The organism is Martinezella lusitana, assembly GCF_016901135.1.
Taxonomy (GTDB): Bacteria; Pseudomonadota; Alphaproteobacteria; order Rhizobiales; family Rhizobiaceae; genus Rhizobium; species Rhizobium lusitanum_D.
Genome location: NZ_JAFEVL010000048.1, coordinates 475,696 through 493,365 on the forward strand (window position 1 = coordinate 475,696; position 17,670 = coordinate 493,365).

Sequence of the window (17,670 nt, forward strand, 5' to 3'; positions counted from 1 at the left end):
ATACAGCATGAGCGGATTGTTTTCCGCGCTCGGTTCCTTGTGGACCTGGCTGAGTACGATTTTCGACCCTTTGTGTGGTCCGGCCGGTTTGTTCACTGTGTTCGGCCAGAATACGATGCTCGCCTGTGGCGATACGGGCTGGGGCGATGAACTCGCCGGCGGCCTGAAGGTCACCATTGCCGTTGCGGTCCTGACACTGCCGCTCGGCCTGGTCATCGGCTTCTTCGTCGCGCTGGCGCAGCAATCGGAGGAGAGGTCGCTACGGCTCGCGGCGGGTGTCTTCACGACGATTTTCCGCGGCCTGCCGGAGCTGCTGACGCTCTTCATCATTTATTACGGCATGCAGATCCTGCTGCAATCCGTCCTTGCCAGATTTGGCTATGACGGACCCATTGAGATCAATGCCTTCGCCGCCGGCATGTTCGCATTGGCGATCGTCTTCTCGGCCTATTGCTCGGAAGTGCTGGTATCTGCTTTCAAGGCGATCCCGAAGGGCCAATACGAGGCGGGCGACGCACTCGGCTTCCATCGCGTCCGTACGATGCGGCTGATCATTTTGCCGCAGCTTGTTCGCATCTCGCTGCCGAACCTCGGAAACCTCTGGATGAACCTGCTGAAGGACACGTCCTACGTCTCGATCATCGGTCTCGCCGACATCATCCGGCAGACGGGGATTGCCGTGCGCTCCACAAAGGCGCCCTTCACCTTCTATTCAATCGCCTGCTTGTTCTATCTGACGCTGGCCGTCACTTCCTCTGTCGGCCTCTTCTATCTCGATCGATGGGCCAAACGTGCGGAGGTTCGTCGATGAGCCATGCCGAAATTCTGATTGCGGCGCAACCAGCGCCGCCCAAGACAATCAGAAAGCTATCCAAGTCCCGCATTGCCGGCTATTTCTTCCTGACGCTCTGGAGCCTTCTCGGCATTTCGCTGCTGGCGATGATCGTGACCAACTGGGACGTCGAGAAGCTTCAGACCTATGGACCGCGGCTTCTCCACGGCCTCTGGATCACCGTCAAGCTGGTCGGCATGTCCTTCATACTCGGCGCGATCCTGTCGATACCGCTCGCCTTTGCACGCATGTCGAAAAACAAGATCCTGAGCACCCTCACCTACTGCTATGTCTATCTTTTCCGCGGCACGCCGCTGCTGGCGCAGATATTCATGGTCTATTACGGCTTCCCGAGCTTTCGCTGGCTCTTCGAGGATATCGGCCTCTGGTGGTTCTTCAAGGATCCGTTCTATTGCGGCGTCTTCGCCATGACGCTGAATACCGCAGCCTATCAGACGGAAATCGTCCGGGGCGCCATCCAGAGCGTGCCGAGCGGCCAGAGGGAGGCTGCAGACTCCCTGGGCATCCATACGTGGATCGCCCTGCGCAAGATCATCATCCCCCAGGCGCTTATCGTCGCTCTACGTCCCTACGGCAACGAGATCATCCTGCTGATCAAGAGTTCGGCCACGGTGTCGATCATCACCGTCTACGATCTGATGGGCGAGACGCGCTACGCTTTCTCGCGCACCTATGATTACCAGACCTATCTCTGGGCGGCGATCTTCTACCTGGCGATCGTTGAACTCATGCGTAACGGTTGGGCTCGGATGGAGGGGCAGCTGACCCGGCATCTTAAGCGCTAAGGCGGCGGCACTCATTTGCTTGGCAGCACTCGCCAACGCACGCTGCTAACACATTGATTTTTGTTAGGAAAATTTCTTTTACGACACTTTTGTAAAGCTTGGGTTTACTATGAGCTGCTTCCATATCCTTGTGACCCTGAGTCACGAACAAGAATGGGAACGGAAAGAGAGACCTCATGCACGAAGACATGCAAAAGCAGTTGCAAGGCTATGGGTTGACGACGGCGCAGATCCTGTACCGCCTGCCCGATCATCCTCAATTTCTCCAGACCTATATCTGGCAGGACTATGACCTCGCCCCGAACTTCCCGGAAATGCGCGGCTTCCTGAAATTCTGGCAGGAGAAGTTGGACGGCCCGCTGCATTCGGTGCGCTATGTTCATCGCAAGCTCATATCGGCAACCGAGTGGCGAGCATTGAAAGGCGAATTCATTCTGCACTAGACCGGCTGCGCCGATCGTTCAGACATGCGCTTCGCCATGGATGAAATCACTGTCATCCGGCCCGCGACTTAGCACGCCATAGAGAATGGCGGCATAAAAGACGACGACTATCGCAATCACCGGCCAGCCGGGGATTGGTCCGAGCGCTGCGTTGTCGGCAAGATAGCTCCACGAATGCGCAAGCTCCTGCGGCGCGCCCTCACTTTGCAGCTTCGGCGTCGAGATCTTCAAGATCCATGCAAGCAGAAGAATCGCATACAGCCAGCAATAATTCCGCCGCAACCGACGCTCCATCGCCTCGAAATAGCCGAGCAGAAACCGCGGTGCTCGCAGGCTCTTGGCAATGGACAGCGCCCAATCGGGATTGAGCTCCGCTTCCGGTGCGAGAATCTGCGCAAAATAGCTGCGCTCCAACTGCCGCACGCGTGCGCGATAGATATCGAAGAAACGATAGCGCCGTGCCTCGATCATCAGCAGCAGCGTGATCAGCATCATGCCGAACAGCAAAACGCCGTGATGCGATGTCGGCGAAGACAGCGATACCGACAGCAACGCGGCAACGACGGTGATCGCCCAGTTCGACGTCCGATCAATGCGGTCCCGCCAGCTGGTCATCCGGCCAAGCTCGCCGCGATAATAGTGGCTCAAGGTGCTGGTGATCTCCCCCGGCGTCGAAGGCATCGGCGGCCGTTTCTGATCCGCAGCGCCGTCGATGAGATGGGATGTAGTGAATTCCGTAGCCATCGTCTTATCCTCCCTTTTCTTTTTTTGAGCGACAGCCGCCTGGCTCGCCATTGCCGCAGGCCGCATTTTGCTCCTCCAAGGCAAGCATTGCAAAAGCCGATCAAGCGCCTTAATGCCTGCGGGACAAACGAAAGGCAGCTGATCCATGGCAAAGAAGAAGATCGACGAAGACGCGCTGGCCGAAGCCTATAATCGCGCCCTGGCGCTGGAAAAGGCCGGCGATATCGACGCCGCTGTGCGGGCCTATGAGCAAGTGCTGGCCATCGACCCCGAGGACCATGGCGGCGCGGCCGTCCGCATCGCCTCGATGGGGCGCGGCGAAACGCCCGTGAAGGCGCCGGATGCCTATGTCGAAACGCTGTTCGACCAGCATGCCGAGGTTTTCGAGGACGTGCTCGTCGAGCAGCTCGGCTATCATGTCCCCGCCCTCGTCCGCCAACGCCTGCAGGCGCTCGGCCTCGGCCCCTTCAAGCGCATGCTCGATCTCGGCTGCGGCACGGGCCTGACGGGGAGCACCTTGCGCGACATCGTCGAGGACATCACCGGCATCGACATCTCCGAAAACATGGTCGAGGTCGCCCATGAGAAGGACGTCTACGAAACCCTCTTCGTTGCCGAGGTCGAGGACTTTCTTGACGACAATGACGAAGAGCCTTTCGACCTGATCACCGCCACCGACGTCCTGCCCTATCTCGGCGCACTGGAGCCCCTGTTCTTCGGCGCCGCTGACAATATGACGCCTGGCGGCCTCTTCATCTTCTCTTCCGAAACCCTGCCGGATGCGATCATGGCCGGGCGCCCCTACATGGTCGGCGCGCACCAGCGTTTCGCCCACGCAGAGGCCTATGTGCGCGAGCGGCTGAAGGAGACCGGCTTCGAGCTGATCGAGATCACCGACATTAATGTCCGGATGCAGGAAGGCCAGCCGACGCCGGGCCATCTGGTCATCGCACGCCGCCTTGCAGACTGACATCGCCGAAACTGGGCAGTAGGAATAGTTATCCGAATGGATAACTATTCCTTGCAAGATGACATCTGAGCCGTTACTTAGCCATTTAGATAAGTTTCAGCTCGAACCTTGATGCAGGAAAGGTCGTCGCATGTCCCTTGTTCTCTACCAGCATCCCCTTGCCTCCTTTTGCCACAAGGTGCTGATGGCGCTTTACGAGAACGGCACGCCGTTCGAAAGCCGGATCATCGACCTCGGCAATGAGGAATCGCGGGCGTCTCTGGTGCGCCTCTGGCCCATCGGCAAGTTTCCCGTGATGCGCGACGAAGCCCTCGACAGCACCATTCCCGAAACCAGCATCATCATCGAATATCTCGACCGGCATTATCCGAGTGCGACACCGCTATTGCCGCTCGATCCGACGGATGCCTTGTGCGTCCGGCTCTGGGATCGCTTCTTCGATCTCTATGTGCAGGAGCCGATGCAGAAGATCGTTGCGGACAAACGCCGACCGGATGATGCACGCGACCCTCAGAGCGTCGCCGAAGCACAAGCGCTGCTGCGCACCGCCTATGGCATGATCGAACAGCAGCTCGGCGAGAAGACCTGGATCACCGGCGATACCTTGACCATGGCCGATTGCGCCGCAGCACCTGCTCTCTTCTACGCCGAAACGCTCGTGCCCTTCGATGAAACACAACCTCGGCTGAATGGATACTATCAACGCCTTCTCGACCGCCCGTCCTTCGCGCGCGTCCTCAAGGAAGCGATGCCCTATTTCCACTTTTATCCCTATCACGATAAACTGCCGGCACAGTTCCGCCCGGAACAACCGCATGCTTGAGGAACCGCAGGCACTGGACCGGATGTTTCAGGCGCTTTCCGATCAGAGCCGGCGCGGCATGATCGACCGGCTCGGCCAGGGGCCTGCTTCCGTAACGGAATTGGCGCAGCCCTTCGCCATGGCGCTGCCAACCGTGATGAAGCATCTGCATGTGCTGGAGGCGAGCGGCCTGGTATTGTCGGAAAAAGCCGGCCGGGTGCGGACCTATCATCTTCGCAAGGAGGCGCTGGCATCGGTCGAGCGCTGGGTTGCCGAACGCAAGGCATCATGGAACAAGACTTTCGACCGTCTCGATCTTTTTCTGGCGGATGCGTCCACGGAGACAACGACCGAATGAGCCTCAAATTGACGGAACATACGACGCTCACCATAGAGCGTCACTTCGCGGCACCGCTGTCACGGGTCTTCAATGCCTGGGCGATCGCCGAGCAGAAACGGCAATGGTTTGCCTGCCACGAGGATTGGGTCCCGTTGGAATTCCGGCTCGACTTTCGCGCCGGCGGCAGTGAAAGCAGCCGCGTCGCCTCAACGGACGGCGTCGTGCACGCCTATCAGGCCCGTTACATCGATGTCGTCGAGAACGAACGCATTATCTATGCCTTCGACATGATGCTCGACGACAAGCGCATTTCCGTATCGCTGGCAACCGTCACCTTCACACCGGAGCCTGCGAGCACGAAAATGTCCTTCGTCGAACAGGTGGTTTTCCTCGACGGCTACGGCGACAACGGATCGCGGCTGATGGGCACCGAAATCGGCTTCGATCGCCTTCGGCTCTACATCGAGGGCGACGAGACCAGGCCGAACTAGAGCGATTAAGCATTGCCTAATTGCTCCATTCCGTTGCTTTTACGCAATTCCGGACGGAAAACCGCTCTACACTTTTCCTGGAATTGCGCTAGCTGGCGCGCGCCTCGCCGAGGATCGCGGCCAGCAGCTGCCCTTCGAGTTCGGCCAGCGCCGGATTGCCGTGACGTCGCGGATGCGGATAGGGAACGGCAAGATCGAGTACGATCCGCCCTTCGTCCAGCACCACGACGCGATCCGCCAGGTGCACGGCTTCGCTGACATCATGCGTCACGAGCACTGCGGTAAAGCCAAGCTCACGCCAGACGCGGTTCAGCAGCTCCTGCATGCTGATGCGGGTCAGCGCATCCAGTGCGCCCAAGGGCTCATCAAGTGCAAGCACACCGGGCTTGCTGACGAGTGCCCGGGCGAGCGCCACGCGTTGCTTCTGGCCGCCGGAAAGCCTGGACGGCCATTCGCCGGTCTTCTCCGCAAGCTGCACTTCGGAGAGAACCGAAGCCGTTGCACCGCGCACTACATCGCGGGGTATACCCTCGCCCAGTCCGACAGCCACATTGTCCGCGACCGAAAGCCAGGGCAGCAAGCGCGGCTCCTGAAAGACGATGCGGGTATTGGGTTCCGTTTCACTCCCGCCTGCGGCCTCGAAGCGCAGATGACCTGCGCTCGGCTCGTCGAGCCCCATCAGGATGCGCAGCAGCGTGCTCTTGCCGCACCCGCTTTTCCCGATCACGGCAAGGAACTGGCCGGCCGGGACATCAAGGTCGATGCCGCGCAGGACCCGATTGTTCCCGAAGCTCTTTTCCAGCCCCCTGATATGTATGGCGGCAGCGCCTGTGGCTTGCGGAGCGGCACTTGCGGCTTGCGGTCGAAAACGATCCGGTGCGATCACGCTCATGGCACGCTCCTCAATTCTGATAGGCCGGGTTCCAGCGGAGCGTCCTGCGCTCGATTGTCCGTGCGACGACATCAGCAAGCTTGCCGAGGATGGCGTAGATGACCAGCGTCAGGACCACAACATCGGTCATGCCGAACTCACGGGCATTGTTGGCCATGTAGCCGATGCCCGACGATGCGGCGATCGACTCTGCGACGATCAGCGTCAGCCACATGATGCCGAGTGCAAAGCGCAGTCCGACCAGAATGGATGGCAGGGCGCCGGGAAAGATCACCTTCCTGAACAGGGTCCAGTTGCTCATGCCGTAGACCCTTCCCATCTCGACCAGACCACGATCGACATTGCGCACGCCGTGATAGGTGTTGAGATAGATCGGGAAAAGCACGCCGAGCGCCGTCAGAAACAGCTTCGATTCCTCACCAATCCCGAACCAGAGGATGACAAGCGGCACCATGGCAAGGTGCGGAATGGTGCGCAGCATCTGCAGCGTTGTGTCGGTCAACTGTTCCGACAGACGCGATACGCCGTTGGCGATGCCGAGCAGGAAGCCGATCGAGCCGCCGACCAGCAGGCCGGCAAAGGCGCGACCGGCGCTGACGAGAATATTGTTCGGCAGCTGACCGGAAATCGTCGTCTGCCAGAAGGCGGTCACGACAGCCGCTGGTGACGGCATGATCCGTGTGGAGATCCATCCGACCGACGAGCCGAGCTGCCATGCCGCTATGACGACGATGGGCAGCAGGAAGGGCAGAAACCGCTCGAGCGAGATGGTCTGCCTTGCAGCCTTGACCGGACGAGCCCGGCTTTCGGCGCCGACGCGTATGAAGGAAATATCGAATGCCGACATGGGGATCTCCTTGGAAGGATGGCTCACGAGCCGGAAACGACTTTCAGATTGCCGCCATGGCTGCCGCCGGCAAAAATCTGCTTCGCGCCGAATTCGTTGCGGAATCCGGCTCGCTGCTCCTCGCGGTTCAATCCGAGTTCGGGGAACAAGAGCTCCGCGACGCGATAGGCTTCCTCCAGATGCGGATAACCGGAGCCGATCACCGTTTCGATGCCGAGCTCCTGATATTCACGCAGCCTTGCCGCCACCGTCTTCGGCGATCCAACCAGGGCCGTGCCGGCGCCAGCGCGCACCAGGCCAACGCCGGCCCAGAGGTTCGGCGAAACTTCGAGCTTGTCGCGACGGCCGCCATGAAGAGCCGCCATGCGCTTCTGGCCGACGGAGTCGGATTGCTTGACGAATTGCTCCTGCGCTTCGCGGATCGTCTCGTCGTCGAGCTTGGAGATCAGCCGGTCAGCCGCCGCCCATGCCTCCTCATCCGTCTCGCGGACGATGAAGTGCAGGCGAATACCGAAGCTGACCTCGCGGCCCCGCTTGGCGGCAGCGGCCCGCACCTTCTCGATCTTCTCCGCCACCAGCGCCGGCGGCTCGCCCCAGGTCAGGTATTTGTCGACGCGGCCGACAGAGAATTCGATGCCGGCATCCGAAGAGCCGCCGAAATAGAGCGGCGGGCGCGGCGACTGCACCGGCGGCAGGCCAAGTCTTGCATTGGTGGCCTTGATATACTTGCCCTCGAACGTCGAGGATCCCTTCTCCAGCAATTCCTCCCACACATGGAAGAACTCATCGGCATGGGCATAGCGCTCGTCATGCTCCAGATGAATGCCGTCGCCCGCCAGTTCCGCCGGGCTCCCGCCCACGACGATGTTGAGCAGCACGCGACCGTTCGAAACGCGGTCGAGCGTCGAGGCGAGACGCGCGTAATAGGCTGGCGAAGCCGTACCGGGACGGATCGCGACCAGGAATTTCAGCTTCTGGGTATGCGCCGAAAGGGCGGCCGCCGTAACGAAGGACTCCTCGCAGGAGACGCCCGTCGGCAGCAGCACGCCGGAATAACCCAGCCGGTCGACCGCCTGCGCGATCTGCTGGAGATAGCCGATGTCCGGCCCACGATTAAGATCGGTCGAACCGAGATAGGTACCGTCGCCGGAGGTCGGAATGAACCACAGGAAGTCGATGGGTTTTGCGGTCGCGGTCATGAAGTGTTCCTGCCTTCTGGATGCGCGTGGTCGGGAGCCACTTCCCGATGCTTCGGACCGGATAGTGACATAGACTATGGATTATATCGACAATGCAGATTTTCTATTGCCGGGCGTTCGGCGGAATATTTTTTCTCATGCGGCCCCGTCCGCGATGTTTGAGACGCGGGCCGCATGGGGATCTGCAAGCAGGTCGTCAGTGCTCAGCTCGCCTTCGGCCGCCAGACGATATCAGTAACGGTCAGCTTTTTCGGAACAATCCCGAGATTGTAGAATTCGTCGGCCAGCCCCTGCTGATAGGCGACCGCCGCATCGGTGATGGTCGAAACACTGCCAAGATCCGAGCCGGGGCGCGTCAACGTTACCCGCGTCACGTCGGCCGGAACGCCGGTGATCTCAGACAAGGCCGTAACTGTGTCGTCGAGATTGGACTGTGCCGCCGCCCCAACCTTCGCGAGTTCGGCGATGACGTCGGTAACGACCTGCGGATTGTCCTTGGTAAAATCGCCGTTCGCCAGGAAATAGCTGAAGGAGTCGACGATGCCGCGCGCCGTCGCAAGGATGCGGGTATCCGGATCCGCTTCGGCAATGGCAAGATAGGGATCCCAGATCGACCAGGCATCGATGGCGCCTGTCTTGAAAGCAGCGGAGGCATCCGGCGGCGCGAGATCGAGCGCCTGGACGTCGTTGACCGTCAGTCCGCCCTTGCGCAACGCCTTGACGGTGACGTTGTGGGCGCTGGAGCCGCGCTTGAAGGCAACCTTCTTCCCCTTGAGATCGGCAAGCGTCTGGATCGGCGAATCCTTGCGCACGAGAATGGCGGAGCTTTCGGGGCTGCCCGTATAAAGACCGACATAGAGCAGGTTACCATTGGCGGCCTGGGCAAAGAGCGGCGGTACATCGCCGGTGGCGCCGAAATCAAGGGCGCCCGCACCGAGCGCTTCGAGCAGCGGCGGGCCGGAGGTGAATTCCGACCATTCGACGGAGATGCCGCGACCGGAGAGCAGTTTTTCCAATGCTCCCTTACGCTTTGCGAGTGCCAGGACACCGTTCTTCTGCCAGCCGATGCGAAGGCTCGTCGCCGCAGCGGCACGCGCCGGTCGGAGAGAGGGCAACGCGAAGGCAGCTGCCGTGGCGCCGAGGAGGCCGAGTGTCTGTCTGCGCGAAATCATCGAAGATCCTTTTCATGGCGCCTTGGCGCTTTCCGCAGCCGCCGGCTTGTTTGTCGATGCTTGAGCATCGCAAATCCATAGAATATATCGACAAAGGATATATTGAAGTTTCTTACCCGAGACGAAATTTGGTTTCGAGAAACATCGGAACTGAGAAATGAAATTCCAACTCCTATGGCACCGTGACAAGTTGGCCGATAAATCGGTCTTCCGTCCCTCTAGCCTTTCCGCTAAGCCTTCGAGTCAAAATCGGTCAGGGAGTAATGAAAATGGCAAAGGTCGCATTCATCGGCATGGGAGTCATGGGATATCCCATGGCGGGGCATCTGAAGGTCAAGGGCGGGCATGACGTCACCGTCTATAACCGGACCATTGCCAAGGCCGAGGCATGGGCCAAGCAGTTCGAGGGCAAATTCGCCCTTACCCCGGCTGAGGTCGCCGAAGGCGCCGACTTCGTTTTCACCTGCGTCGGCAATGACGATGACCTGCGCTCGGTCACAACAGGCGAGAACGGTGTCTTTTCAGGCATAAAAGCTGGCGCGGTACTCATCGACAATACGACCGCCAGCGCCGAAGTGGCGCGTGAACTCTATGCTGCCGCCAAGGAGAAAGGCGCCGACTTCATCGATGCCCCCGTCTCCGGCGGACAGGCCGGCGCGGAAAACGGTGTGTTGACCGTCATGTGCGGCGGCGATGAAGCCGTGTTCGAGAAAGCACGACCTGTTATCGACGCCTATGCCCGCATGGTCGGCCTGATGGGCTCGGTCGGCGCTGGCCAATTGACCAAGATGATCAACCAGATCTGCATCGCCGGCATCGTTCAGGGTCTTGCCGAAGGCATCCACTTCGGCAAACAGGCCGGCCTCGACATCGAAAAGGTGGTGGACGTCATATCCAAGGGCGCCGCCGGCTCCTGGCAGATGGAAAACCGCCACAAGACCATGAATGCCGGCAAATATGATTTCGGCTTTGCCGTCGACTGGATGCGCAAGGATCTCGGCATCGTGCTCGCCGAAGCCCGCCAGAACCAAGCCAAGCTGCCGCTGACGGCGCTCGTCGACCAATTCTACGGCGATGTTCAGGCGATGGGCGGCAACCGCTGGGATACGTCGTCCCTGCTCGCACGGCTGGACAGGAAATAACGAAAAGCGTCGCCGGCGTGACGGTATCGGCTGAGCGCCCTCGCGAAAGCGGCGCTCAGTCCTCGTTCGACTTCGCATTCTCCAGCAGCATGTAGTCCAGCGGCAGCTCCGTCGAATACTTGATCTTCTCCATCGCAAAAACCGACGATACGTCGCGGATTTCGATCTTGGCAATCATGCGCTTGTAGAAAGCATCATAGGCGGCGATATCGGGAACGACGACCCGCAGCAAATAGTCGACATCGCCGCTCATGCGATAGAATTCCACCACTTCCGGGAAATCGGCGATCACTTCGGAGAAGCGCTTCAGCCATTCGATGGAGTGGCTGTTGGTGCGGATGGAAACGAAAACGGTGACCTTGGTGTTGACCTTTTCAGGATCGAGGAGCGCCACGCGGCGGCGAATGACGCCGTCCTCTTCCATCTTCTGGATGCGGCGCCAGCACGGTGTCGTCGACAGCCCGACCTTCTTGGCAAGGTCGGCCACAGCCAGAGTGGAATCCTCCTGCAGAAGACGCAGGATTTTGCGGTCAAGACGGTCCATTTAAGCATCCCTTCGAATTATATTCTCTCTATAGCCTACTTTAAGCAGGAGAAAAGAAACTTTTTTCAAGAAATCAGGATTTTCACATGTTCTTGCAATGCCGGGAGCAGCTCCGCCTCAAACCAGGGATGACGCTTCAGCCAGCCGCTGTTGCGCCAGCTCGGATGCGGCAACGGCAGAACAGCCGGCGATCGGTGCGAGAGTAAATAGTGCCGCCATTCCGCGACCGTTTCCGTCATCGACGCCATGCGCTCAGCGCCGAGATGCCATGCCTGGGCATACTGACCGATCGTCAGGATCAGCTCGATCTGCGGCATGGCATCCATGGCCTTCTGTCGCCACAAAGGCGCGCATTCCTTGCGCGGCGGCAGGTCGCTACCGGCGGCATCATAGCCGGGGAAACAGAAGCCCATGGGCAACATGGCGAAATGATCGCGGTTATAGAAGCTCTCGCGATCCACACTCAACCATTGTCGCAGCCGATCGCCGGAGGCATCGTTGAACGGCAAGCCGCTCTCATGAACGCGCAAGCCAGGCGCCTGCCCCGCAATCAGGATACGCGCCGTCGATGAGAGCGTGGCAACCGGCCGTGGCTCATGCGGCAACCGACCCGCCTCGCCTTTCGCCGGCGCGTCCCGACAGAGGCGACAGGCGGCAATCGCCGAATGCAGGGCCTGCAATTCGTTCTCCCGCGTCATTGTGTCCTCCATCCGACGAGTTGCTGCAGATAGTCGATCAGGCCCGTGACCGGATTGCCTCGATCGGATTGCGCCACATGCTCCTCGCGCCGATAGTCCTTGGGCCGCTCGAAATCACTGCCCCAAACTCCGGCCTTCGCCTGCCGCGCCGCTTGCTCGTCGGCCGCATAGCCGCCGTAGGACAGCGCCATGCCGCTGCGAACCATTGCACCATTGATATCGAGCTTACCCGCCATGCAAGTTACGAGCAGCCGGCCATAGCGATCGCGGTCGCGTCCACGGCATTCCGGCGCGCCGGCGTTAATGAGTGTGTTCAGGGTTCGGCGCGCCTCTTCGCCGCAGGCCCAGTCTACGCCGTTGCGTCGACATTGTTGATGATACTCCGGCGCATCGATGCCAAGCAGTCGGAAGCGCTCGCCATTGGATGAGAGCGTATCACCATCGACAACGAAAAACCTGCCGGTTTGAATGAGTTCCGGGCGATTGTTCATCTTCAACGCCAGCAAACCGAGCACCGCGAGCAGAGCAAATGTGGTCACGCCGTCGCGAAACAGGCGGCTGGACCGCGTCACGCTGCTGCCTCCTTTAAGAATAAATCCTTGGCAAAGATGGCAAACAAATCATTTCATCGCAGCATCTTCTTAAGGTTTGACCGCTAGTCTGTAATCTCACGCAGGCCAAGTTTCAACGTGTCCATGAGAACCGGCGTCAGCACATCGACAGATAAAAACATCGTCGACCGATCGCGCAGTCACCGCAACCGGGCTGTGTCGAAGGCCGTGCGGCAGACCCGCGAGCGCCTGCAGACCGGCCACAGCCGCAACTTCGATCGCGAACTTATGGTCATGCATATCGACACCTTGCTGCAAGGTGCGGCGATCGTGCCGATCTTCGCCATCGTCGTCGCGGCGCTCGGTGTCTATCTGACGCGTGACGTAGAAATACTCTTCTGGACCATTCCGATCCTGACTGCGCATGCGATCAACATGCTGCTCGGCAGACGTGCAAAGAAGCAGGAAATAACCGCCGAGAGCGCCAGGAAATGGCGTCAGATCCTGTTGCTGGGGCAACTGCTCGTCGGCGTCTGCTGGGCAATCTTCGCGATGCAGAGCTGCACGACCTGCGGCGGCGACAGCTTCGCCCTCTACAAGGGCTCGACGCTGCTGGTGGCGATCTGCATCGCCGCGATGGCCAACTTCATGCTGCCGCGCGCCGTTCCCTTCTCCTTTGCACCAGTTGCGGTAGCGCTCGCCGTAACCGCGATCCTGACACGAAAGCCCTCCGACATCGCGCTGACTGCGGCGATCTCCGTCGCCGTGGTTTTCTTCACCCTCATCACCAACCGTATGTTTCAATCCAATCTGAAGATCCTCTCCTTCCAATCGGAAAAGGATGATCTGATCGCGGAGCTGGAAGTCGCAAAGTCGATGTCCGATGAGGCGCGCCGGCGCGCCGAGGAGGCAAACCTCGCCAAATCGCGCTTCCTCGCCTCCATGTCGCATGAGCTCAGAACGCCGCTGAACGCCATCCTCGGCTTTTCCGAGGTCATGTCGGCTGAGGTCATGGGACCGCTGAACAACGCGACCTATCGCGAGTACACCACCGATATCCATCGCTCCGGACAGCACCTGCTCAACCTGATCAACGAAATCCTCGATCTGTCGCGCATCGAAGCCGGCAAATACGAGCTGAATGAGGAAGCAATCTCGCTGCTCGATGTGGCGGAGGATTGCATCGGCATGGTGCAGCTGCGCGCCCGCGGCAAGAACATATCCATCTCGTCTCAGTTCGAGCCGCAGCTTCCCTCGGTCTGGGCCGACGAAAAGTCACTGCGCCAGGTGATCCTCAACCTTCTGTCGAACGCCGTGAAATTCACGCCGCAGGGCGGCGAGATCAGCGTCAAGGTGGGCTGGACGGCCGGAGGCGGACAGTATGTGGCAATCAAGGACAATGGGCCTGGTATTCCCGAGGAGGAAATCCCAGTGGTCCTCTCTGCCTTCGGGCAGGGCTCGATCGCCATCAAGAGCGCGGAGCAAGGGACCGGCCTGGGGCTGCCGATCGTGCAGGCCATCCTCGCCAAGCATGACGGTCAGTTCATGCTGAAATCCAAGCTGCGTGAAGGCACCGAGGTCATCGCCATCCTGCCGGCCAGGCGCGTGCTGCAAAGCCTGCCGGCCGTCGAAGACGCGCCGCTCGTCGAACGGCGCAAGAAGAGCTTCGCCTGAGGTTCGGTTTCCGGCGCCTAGCGGAAAAGCAAATGGCTGCCGATGACGTAAAGCACATAGAGACCGGAAGCGGCCAGCACGCAGAAGACGGCGAAGGAGCCGAGATCCTTGGCATGCTTGCCGACATTGGAAATCTCCGGCGAAATCCGGTCGATGACCTCCTCGACAGCCGTATTCATTGCTTCGACCGCGAAAACACCAAGGAAGAGGATGATGCCGATCATGATCTCGCCAACGCTCGCGCCGACGGCGATCAGCAGGATCAGCGACACCGCCGCAAACAGAAGTTCCTGCCGGAAGGCCGCTTCCTGCAGCAGCCGCTGAAAGCCGCCCCAGGAGTAGCCGGCGGCGGCAAAGAAATGCCTGATACCCGTTTCCTTGGTGACTGCTGATTTCGAAAACTCGGCCATTCCCGCTCCGCCCGCAATGTTCCGATTGCAAATTAGACGCTTTGCGAATACCGCCTCAGCTTCGATGAAGCAAGACGACACTTTCGAACGCCCTCGAAATTCATTACAGATTTATGACGCGAAACGATCGCTCCACAGGAAATTCAGCGGCGAAATGCTTTTCCGGCATCTCGCCACTATAGTCGATCAATGCTTGTTGGCGACACCGGCGCTTTCGAACGTCGCCATGCCGGAATGGCAGGCCGCGGCGGCCTTGACGATCCCCGCTGCAAGCGCGGCACCCGTGCCCTCGCCGAGCCGCATGCCGAGCGCCAGGAGCGGCGTCTTGCCGAGCTTCTCGATGGACCTCAAATGCCCCGGCTCCGCCGAAACGTGACCGATCAGGCAATGATCGAGCGCCGACGGATTGGCCGCCTTGAGGATGGAAGCGGCGGCTGTTGCGACATAGCCGTCGATGATAACCGGGATGCGCTCCATCCGTGCCGCAAGAATGGCGCCAGCCATGGCGGCGATCTCGCGCCCGCCGAGACGACGCAGGACCTCCAGCGGATCGGAAAGATGATCGCGGTGCAGCGCGACCGCCTTCTCGACGGCAGCGATCTTGCGCCTCAGCATCTCGCCCTCGGAGCCCGTTCCCGGACCCACCCAGTCCTCCGCCTTGCCGCCGTAAAGAGCATAGTGGATGGCGGCGGCGATGGTGGTGTTGCCGATGCCCATTTCGCCGATGCAGAGCAAGTCCGTGCCGCCGGCGATCGCCTCCATGCCGAAGGCCATGGTTGCGGCACAGTCGCGCTCGCTCAGCGCCGGCTCCTCGGTAATGTCGGCAGTCGGAAAATCGAGCGCCAGATCGAAGACCTTGAGGCCGAGATCATAGGTGACGCAGATCTGGTTGATCGCCGCGCCGCCGGCGGCGAAGTTCTCCACCATCTGCTGCGTGACGGAAGGCGGGAACGGCGTAATTCCCTGCTTGGTGACACCGTGATTGCCGGCGAAGATCGCGACCAGCGGCCGGGTCACTGCCGGCTGCCGGCCGGTCCAGGCCGCCAGCCAGAAGGCGATCTCCTCGAGCCGACCGAGCGCGCCGGGCGGCTTGGTGAGCTGCGCGTCGCGCTCGCGCGCCGCCACAAGAGCCCGTGCATCCGGCCCAGGAAGGTCGCGCAGCAGGGTGCGGAAATCGTCGAATGGCAAGCCGGTTACGCTCATGAATGCCGTTCCTTGTCTTTTGGTCTCAAATCAGGTTCTTTGCGTGCGACTCTATTAGTCTTCGGAATCGGCGCGAACAACTCCAAAAGCGCCCGATGCTGTCGCGCCAGTAGCGGGGAGAGGAAGAAATGCGGGAATACATGCGCGACATCGCGCGCGCTGTCGCCTTTTTAAGTCGCTTTCCCGTGCCGACCTCGTTTTTCACAGGCCATGACGGCAAGCTCGCGCGGGTTTCCCGCGCCTTTCCCTTTGCCGGATTGCTGATCGCCCTGCCCGCCGCTTTTGTCTTCGGTGTGCTGCTTGCCCTTCACACCGATCCGCTGATGGCAGCGCTGCTGGCTCTCACGGCGCAAACGGTCATGACAGGCGCGCTGCACGAAGACGGTCTCAGCGACACCGCTGACGGATTGGGCGGTGGCAAGGACCGAGAGCGCGCGCTTGCCATCATGAAGGACAGCCGCATCGGCACCTATGGCGCTTGCGCGCTGATCCTCTCCTTCGGACTGCGCACCGCGGCATTGGCGGCCATAGGCCGTGGCACCCTGCCCTACGATGCAGCGCTCGCTCTTCTGGCAACCGCCGCCCTCAGCCGCGGCGCGATGGTGTGGCACTGGTATGCGCTCCCTCCCGCCAAACCGGACGGAATCGCAGCTTCCGCCGGCAGACCGGATGGCGATGCCATGCAACTGGCGCTGATCGTGGCACTCGGCCTTGCGACGCTCCTGATCTGGCCGAGCCTGGGTCTTCTAGCGCTTGTTCCTTGCCTTCTCGTAACCGCCGCCGCGACATTTCTCGTCACCCGACGCGTGCGCCAGAGACTGTCCGGTCACACCGGCGACACCATCGGTGCGACGCAGCAGATTTGCGAGATCGCATCCCTCTGTACCCTTGCCATGTGCATTTGAAGCATCGATATATGATCTCATGCTGACACCCTGCATCCTTGTCTGTTCCATCGATATGAATACCGGCTATTGCTTCGGCTGCGGACGCACGCCCGAGGAAATCGGTGCCTGGATGACCTATAGCGACGACGAACGCCGCCAGATCATGCAGATCCTGCCCGAGCGCCTGACGAAGGTCGAACGCAAGCCTCGCAGGGAAACCCGCCGCCAACGGCTGGCGCGGGAGCGCAGCCCCGCATGAACCGCCTGAACATCGTTCTCGCCATTCTCGGGATCGGCCTTGCACTGCTCATCTTCAACAACAGCGGCGGCACGACCTTCGGCATGCATAATGACGACTTCGCCCGCGTCATCTATCTTTTGCCGATCGCCCTGATGATGAGCGCCGCCGTCTGGGCGAGCCGTCAGACCGTCAGCCAGTCGCTGCGCAATCTCCTGATCTGGCTGGTCATCATCATGGCGCTGGCGACGGTCTATATCTATCGCCGCGACGCCGAGCAGGTCGGAAACCGCGTCTTCGCCGGATTGATGCCCGGACATGCCGTCGTGGTTACGACGAGCGAAGGCGGACAGGAGGTCATCCTCCATAAGCGCTCGAACGGGCATTTCGAAGCGGAAGTGCTGATCAACGGACAGCCGATCGATATGCTCATCGATACCGGCGCGAGCACCATCGCGCTTTCGCAGGAAGACGCCGAGCGTGTCGGCATCATCCCGGAAAACCTCACCTATTCCATGACCGTGCTGACCGCCAATGGCCGCGCCAGGGCCGCTCCCGTCGAACTCGGCTCCGTCGCTATCGGCCCGATCAAGCGCCGCGACGTCGAGGCAACCGTCGCCGAGGCAGGCAGGCTCGACCAGAGCCTGCTTGGCATGAGCTTCCTTGAGACTTTGGGTTCATTGCAAATGCAGACCGACGAGCTTCGGCTCAGGGATTGAGCGAGACGAACGGCGGCAATCGATAGTTCGGCCGGGATCGAAGCATTCCTCAGTCCCGTCACTCTA

The 17,670-nt window shown here is 60.4% G+C and carries 22 protein-coding genes; 12 read left to right on the forward strand and 10 right to left on the reverse strand.

The window, feature by feature from the left end; translation table 11 throughout:
• Nucleotides 1-7: 7 nt before the first annotated feature.
• From JTP94_RS23100 to JTP94_RS23110, 3 genes are all read left to right on the forward strand, one after another.
• Nucleotides 8-811, forward strand: a complete 804-nt coding sequence (locus JTP94_RS23100) for an ABC transporter permease (RefSeq protein ID WP_204852763.1) — start codon at nt 8-10, stop codon at nt 809-811.
• The gene (locus tag JTP94_RS23105; protein ID WP_204852764.1) at nt 808-1,638 is read left to right on the forward strand and encodes an ABC transporter permease; all 831 of its coding nucleotides are present in this window, start codon (nt 808-810) and stop codon (nt 1,636-1,638) included. Before JTP94_RS23100 ends, JTP94_RS23105 begins: the two co-directional genes overlap by 4 nt.
• Before the next feature lie 176 nt (nt 1,639-1,814).
• On the forward strand, nt 1,815-2,081 hold the full coding sequence (locus tag JTP94_RS23110) for an usg protein (protein ID WP_034504707.1): 267 nt from the start codon (nt 1,815-1,817) through the stop codon (nt 2,079-2,081).
• An 18-nt stretch (nt 2,082-2,099) separates the two neighbouring features.
• Here JTP94_RS23110 and JTP94_RS23115 read toward each other — a convergent pair whose 3' ends face one another.
• Nucleotides 2,100-2,825: a DUF2270 domain-containing protein gene (locus JTP94_RS23115; RefSeq protein WP_204852765.1), complete on the reverse strand. Its 726-nt coding sequence runs from the start codon at nt 2,823-2,825 to the stop codon at nt 2,100-2,102.
• A gap of 145 nt (nt 2,826-2,970) precedes the next feature.
• Between JTP94_RS23115 and JTP94_RS23120 the strand changes: the two genes are divergently transcribed.
• The 4 genes from JTP94_RS23120 (at nt 2,971) to JTP94_RS23135 (ending at nt 5,428) form a co-directional block, all read left to right on the forward strand.
• Complete coding sequence (locus JTP94_RS23120) at nt 2,971-3,795, forward strand: class I SAM-dependent methyltransferase (RefSeq protein ID WP_204852766.1); 825 nt, start codon at nt 2,971-2,973, stop codon at nt 3,793-3,795.
• A gap of 130 nt (nt 3,796-3,925) precedes the next feature.
• A complete protein-coding gene (locus JTP94_RS23125) occupies nt 3,926-4,618 on the forward strand; it encodes a glutathione S-transferase family protein (RefSeq protein WP_204852767.1) in 693 nt (230 codons plus the stop codon).
• Nucleotides 4,611-4,955 carry a helix-turn-helix transcriptional regulator gene (locus JTP94_RS23130; RefSeq protein WP_204852768.1) on the forward strand — a complete coding sequence of 115 codons (345 nt, stop codon included), beginning with the start codon at nt 4,611-4,613 and terminating at the stop codon, nt 4,953-4,955. The genes JTP94_RS23125 and JTP94_RS23130 overlap by 8 nt, the downstream gene beginning before the upstream one ends.
• Nucleotides 4,952-5,428 carry an SRPBCC family protein gene (locus JTP94_RS23135; protein ID WP_204852769.1) on the forward strand — a complete coding sequence of 159 codons (477 nt, stop codon included), beginning with the start codon at nt 4,952-4,954 and terminating at the stop codon, nt 5,426-5,428. The genes JTP94_RS23130 and JTP94_RS23135 overlap by 4 nt, the downstream gene beginning before the upstream one ends.
• An 88-nt stretch (nt 5,429-5,516) precedes the next feature.
• Here JTP94_RS23135 and JTP94_RS23140 read toward each other — a convergent pair whose 3' ends face one another.
• The 4 genes from JTP94_RS23140 to JTP94_RS23155 form a co-directional block, all read right to left on the reverse strand.
• Nucleotides 5,517-6,320, reverse strand: a complete 804-nt coding sequence (locus JTP94_RS23140) for an ABC transporter ATP-binding protein (RefSeq protein ID WP_204852770.1) — start codon at nt 6,318-6,320, stop codon at nt 5,517-5,519.
• 10 nt (nt 6,321-6,330) lie between these two features.
• A complete protein-coding gene (ssuC, locus tag JTP94_RS23145; protein ID WP_204852771.1) occupies nt 6,331-7,167 on the reverse strand; it encodes an aliphatic sulfonate ABC transporter permease SsuC in 837 nt (278 codons plus the stop codon).
• A 23-nt stretch (nt 7,168-7,190) separates the two neighbouring features.
• Entirely contained in the window at nt 7,191-8,366 is a 1,176-nt protein-coding gene (gene ssuD, locus JTP94_RS23150; protein ID WP_204852772.1) for an FMNH2-dependent alkanesulfonate monooxygenase, read from the reverse strand.
• A gap of 203 nt (nt 8,367-8,569) precedes the next feature.
• Nucleotides 8,570-9,538, reverse strand: a complete 969-nt coding sequence (locus JTP94_RS23155) for an aliphatic sulfonate ABC transporter substrate-binding protein (RefSeq protein WP_204852773.1) — start codon at nt 9,536-9,538, stop codon at nt 8,570-8,572.
• Nucleotides 9,539-9,807: 269 nt separating this feature from the next.
• Between JTP94_RS23155 and JTP94_RS23160 the strand changes: the two genes are divergently transcribed.
• Entirely contained in the window at nt 9,808-10,680 is an 873-nt protein-coding gene (locus JTP94_RS23160) for an NAD(P)-dependent oxidoreductase (protein ID WP_204852774.1), read from the forward strand.
• A 55-nt stretch (nt 10,681-10,735) separates the two neighbouring features.
• On the opposite strand, the gene JTP94_RS23165 is transcribed toward JTP94_RS23160, so the two are convergent.
• The 3 genes from JTP94_RS23165 to JTP94_RS23175 all read right to left on the reverse strand — a co-directional run bounded on the left by JTP94_RS23165 (nt 10,736) and on the right by JTP94_RS23175 (nt 12,494).
• Entirely contained in the window at nt 10,736-11,224 is a 489-nt protein-coding gene (locus JTP94_RS23165) for an Lrp/AsnC family transcriptional regulator (RefSeq protein WP_034504695.1), read from the reverse strand.
• A gap of 65 nt (nt 11,225-11,289) precedes the next feature.
• Nucleotides 11,290-11,922 (reverse strand): uracil-DNA glycosylase family protein, encoded by a 633-nt coding sequence (locus JTP94_RS23170; protein ID WP_204852775.1) that lies wholly within the window; start codon nt 11,920-11,922, stop codon nt 11,290-11,292.
• The gene (locus JTP94_RS23175; RefSeq protein WP_204852776.1) at nt 11,919-12,494 is read right to left on the reverse strand and encodes a thermonuclease family protein; all 576 of its coding nucleotides are present in this window, start codon (nt 12,492-12,494) and stop codon (nt 11,919-11,921) included. Before JTP94_RS23175 ends, JTP94_RS23170 begins: the two co-directional genes overlap by 4 nt.
• Before the next feature lie 123 nt (nt 12,495-12,617).
• Between JTP94_RS23175 and JTP94_RS23180 the strand changes: the two genes are divergently transcribed.
• Entirely contained in the window at nt 12,618-14,147 is a 1,530-nt protein-coding gene (locus tag JTP94_RS23180) for a sensor histidine kinase KdpD (protein ID WP_204853079.1), read from the forward strand.
• A gap of 17 nt (nt 14,148-14,164) precedes the next feature.
• Here JTP94_RS23180 and JTP94_RS23185 read toward each other — a convergent pair whose 3' ends face one another.
• Together JTP94_RS23185 and cobT are read right to left on the reverse strand one after the other, a co-directional pair.
• Nucleotides 14,165-14,557 (reverse strand): diacylglycerol kinase, encoded by a 393-nt coding sequence (locus tag JTP94_RS23185; protein ID WP_204852777.1) that lies wholly within the window; start codon nt 14,555-14,557, stop codon nt 14,165-14,167.
• A 186-nt stretch (nt 14,558-14,743) separates the two neighbouring features.
• Nucleotides 14,744-15,760 (reverse strand): nicotinate-nucleotide--dimethylbenzimidazole phosphoribosyltransferase, encoded by a 1,017-nt coding sequence (gene cobT, locus JTP94_RS23190; protein WP_204852778.1) that lies wholly within the window; start codon nt 15,758-15,760, stop codon nt 14,744-14,746.
• Between the two features lie 128 nt (nt 15,761-15,888).
• Between cobT and JTP94_RS23195 the strand changes: the two genes are divergently transcribed.
• From JTP94_RS23195 to JTP94_RS23205, 3 genes are read left to right on the forward strand one after another with little or no spacing between them, the layout of a single operon-like run.
• Complete coding sequence (locus tag JTP94_RS23195; RefSeq protein WP_204852779.1) at nt 15,889-16,665, forward strand: adenosylcobinamide-GDP ribazoletransferase; 777 nt, start codon at nt 15,889-15,891, stop codon at nt 16,663-16,665.
• 19 nt (nt 16,666-16,684) lie between these two features.
• A complete protein-coding gene (locus JTP94_RS23200) occupies nt 16,685-16,906 on the forward strand; it encodes a DUF1289 domain-containing protein (RefSeq protein ID WP_204852780.1) in 222 nt (73 codons plus the stop codon).
• A complete protein-coding gene (locus JTP94_RS23205) occupies nt 16,903-17,604 on the forward strand; it encodes a TIGR02281 family clan AA aspartic protease (protein ID WP_204852781.1) in 702 nt (233 codons plus the stop codon). Before JTP94_RS23200 ends, JTP94_RS23205 begins: the two co-directional genes overlap by 4 nt.
• Nucleotides 17,605-17,670 lie beyond the last annotated feature (66 nt).

What these genes read in the sequence shown, in the direction of transcription:
- JTP94_RS23100 (WP_204852763.1), top strand. Translation starts at nt 8, where the DNA reads ATGAGCGGATTGTTTTCCGCGCTCGGTTCCTTGTGGACCTGGCTGAGT.
- JTP94_RS23105 (WP_204852764.1), top strand. Translation starts at nt 808, where the DNA reads ATGAGCCATGCCGAAATTCTGATTGCGGCGCAACCAGCGCCGCCCAAG.
- JTP94_RS23110 (WP_034504707.1), top strand. Translation starts at nt 1,815, where the DNA reads ATGCACGAAGACATGCAAAAGCAGTTGCAAGGCTATGGGTTGACGACG.
- JTP94_RS23115 (WP_204852765.1), bottom strand. Translation starts at nt 2,825, where the DNA reads ATGGCTACGGAATTCACTACATCCCATCTCATCGACGGCGCTGCGGAT.
- JTP94_RS23120 (WP_204852766.1), top strand. Translation starts at nt 2,971, where the DNA reads ATGGCAAAGAAGAAGATCGACGAAGACGCGCTGGCCGAAGCCTATAAT.
- JTP94_RS23125 (WP_204852767.1), top strand. Translation starts at nt 3,926, where the DNA reads ATGTCCCTTGTTCTCTACCAGCATCCCCTTGCCTCCTTTTGCCACAAG.
- JTP94_RS23130 (WP_204852768.1), top strand. Translation starts at nt 4,611, where the DNA reads ATGCTTGAGGAACCGCAGGCACTGGACCGGATGTTTCAGGCGCTTTCC.
- JTP94_RS23135 (WP_204852769.1), top strand. Translation starts at nt 4,952, where the DNA reads ATGAGCCTCAAATTGACGGAACATACGACGCTCACCATAGAGCGTCAC.
- JTP94_RS23140 (WP_204852770.1), bottom strand. Translation starts at nt 6,320, where the DNA reads ATGAGCGTGATCGCACCGGATCGTTTTCGACCGCAAGCCGCAAGTGCC.
- ssuC (WP_204852771.1), bottom strand. Translation starts at nt 7,167, where the DNA reads ATGTCGGCATTCGATATTTCCTTCATACGCGTCGGCGCCGAAAGCCGG.
- ssuD (WP_204852772.1), bottom strand. Translation starts at nt 8,366, where the DNA reads ATGACCGCGACCGCAAAACCCATCGACTTCCTGTGGTTCATTCCGACC.
- JTP94_RS23155 (WP_204852773.1), bottom strand. Translation starts at nt 9,538, where the DNA reads ATGATTTCGCGCAGACAGACACTCGGCCTCCTCGGCGCCACGGCAGCT.
- JTP94_RS23160 (WP_204852774.1), top strand. Translation starts at nt 9,808, where the DNA reads ATGGCAAAGGTCGCATTCATCGGCATGGGAGTCATGGGATATCCCATG.
- JTP94_RS23165 (WP_034504695.1), bottom strand. Translation starts at nt 11,224, where the DNA reads ATGGACCGTCTTGACCGCAAAATCCTGCGTCTTCTGCAGGAGGATTCC.
- JTP94_RS23170 (WP_204852775.1), bottom strand. Translation starts at nt 11,922, where the DNA reads ATGACGCGGGAGAACGAATTGCAGGCCCTGCATTCGGCGATTGCCGCC.
- JTP94_RS23180 (WP_204853079.1), top strand. Translation starts at nt 12,618, where the DNA reads ATGAGAACCGGCGTCAGCACATCGACAGATAAAAACATCGTCGACCGA.
- JTP94_RS23185 (WP_204852777.1), bottom strand. Translation starts at nt 14,557, where the DNA reads ATGGCCGAGTTTTCGAAATCAGCAGTCACCAAGGAAACGGGTATCAGG.
- cobT (WP_204852778.1), bottom strand. Translation starts at nt 15,760, where the DNA reads ATGAGCGTAACCGGCTTGCCATTCGACGATTTCCGCACCCTGCTGCGC.
- JTP94_RS23195 (WP_204852779.1), top strand. Translation starts at nt 15,889, where the DNA reads ATGCGGGAATACATGCGCGACATCGCGCGCGCTGTCGCCTTTTTAAGT.
- JTP94_RS23200 (WP_204852780.1), top strand. Translation starts at nt 16,685, where the DNA reads ATGCTGACACCCTGCATCCTTGTCTGTTCCATCGATATGAATACCGGC.
- JTP94_RS23205 (WP_204852781.1), top strand. Translation starts at nt 16,903, where the DNA reads ATGAACCGCCTGAACATCGTTCTCGCCATTCTCGGGATCGGCCTTGCA.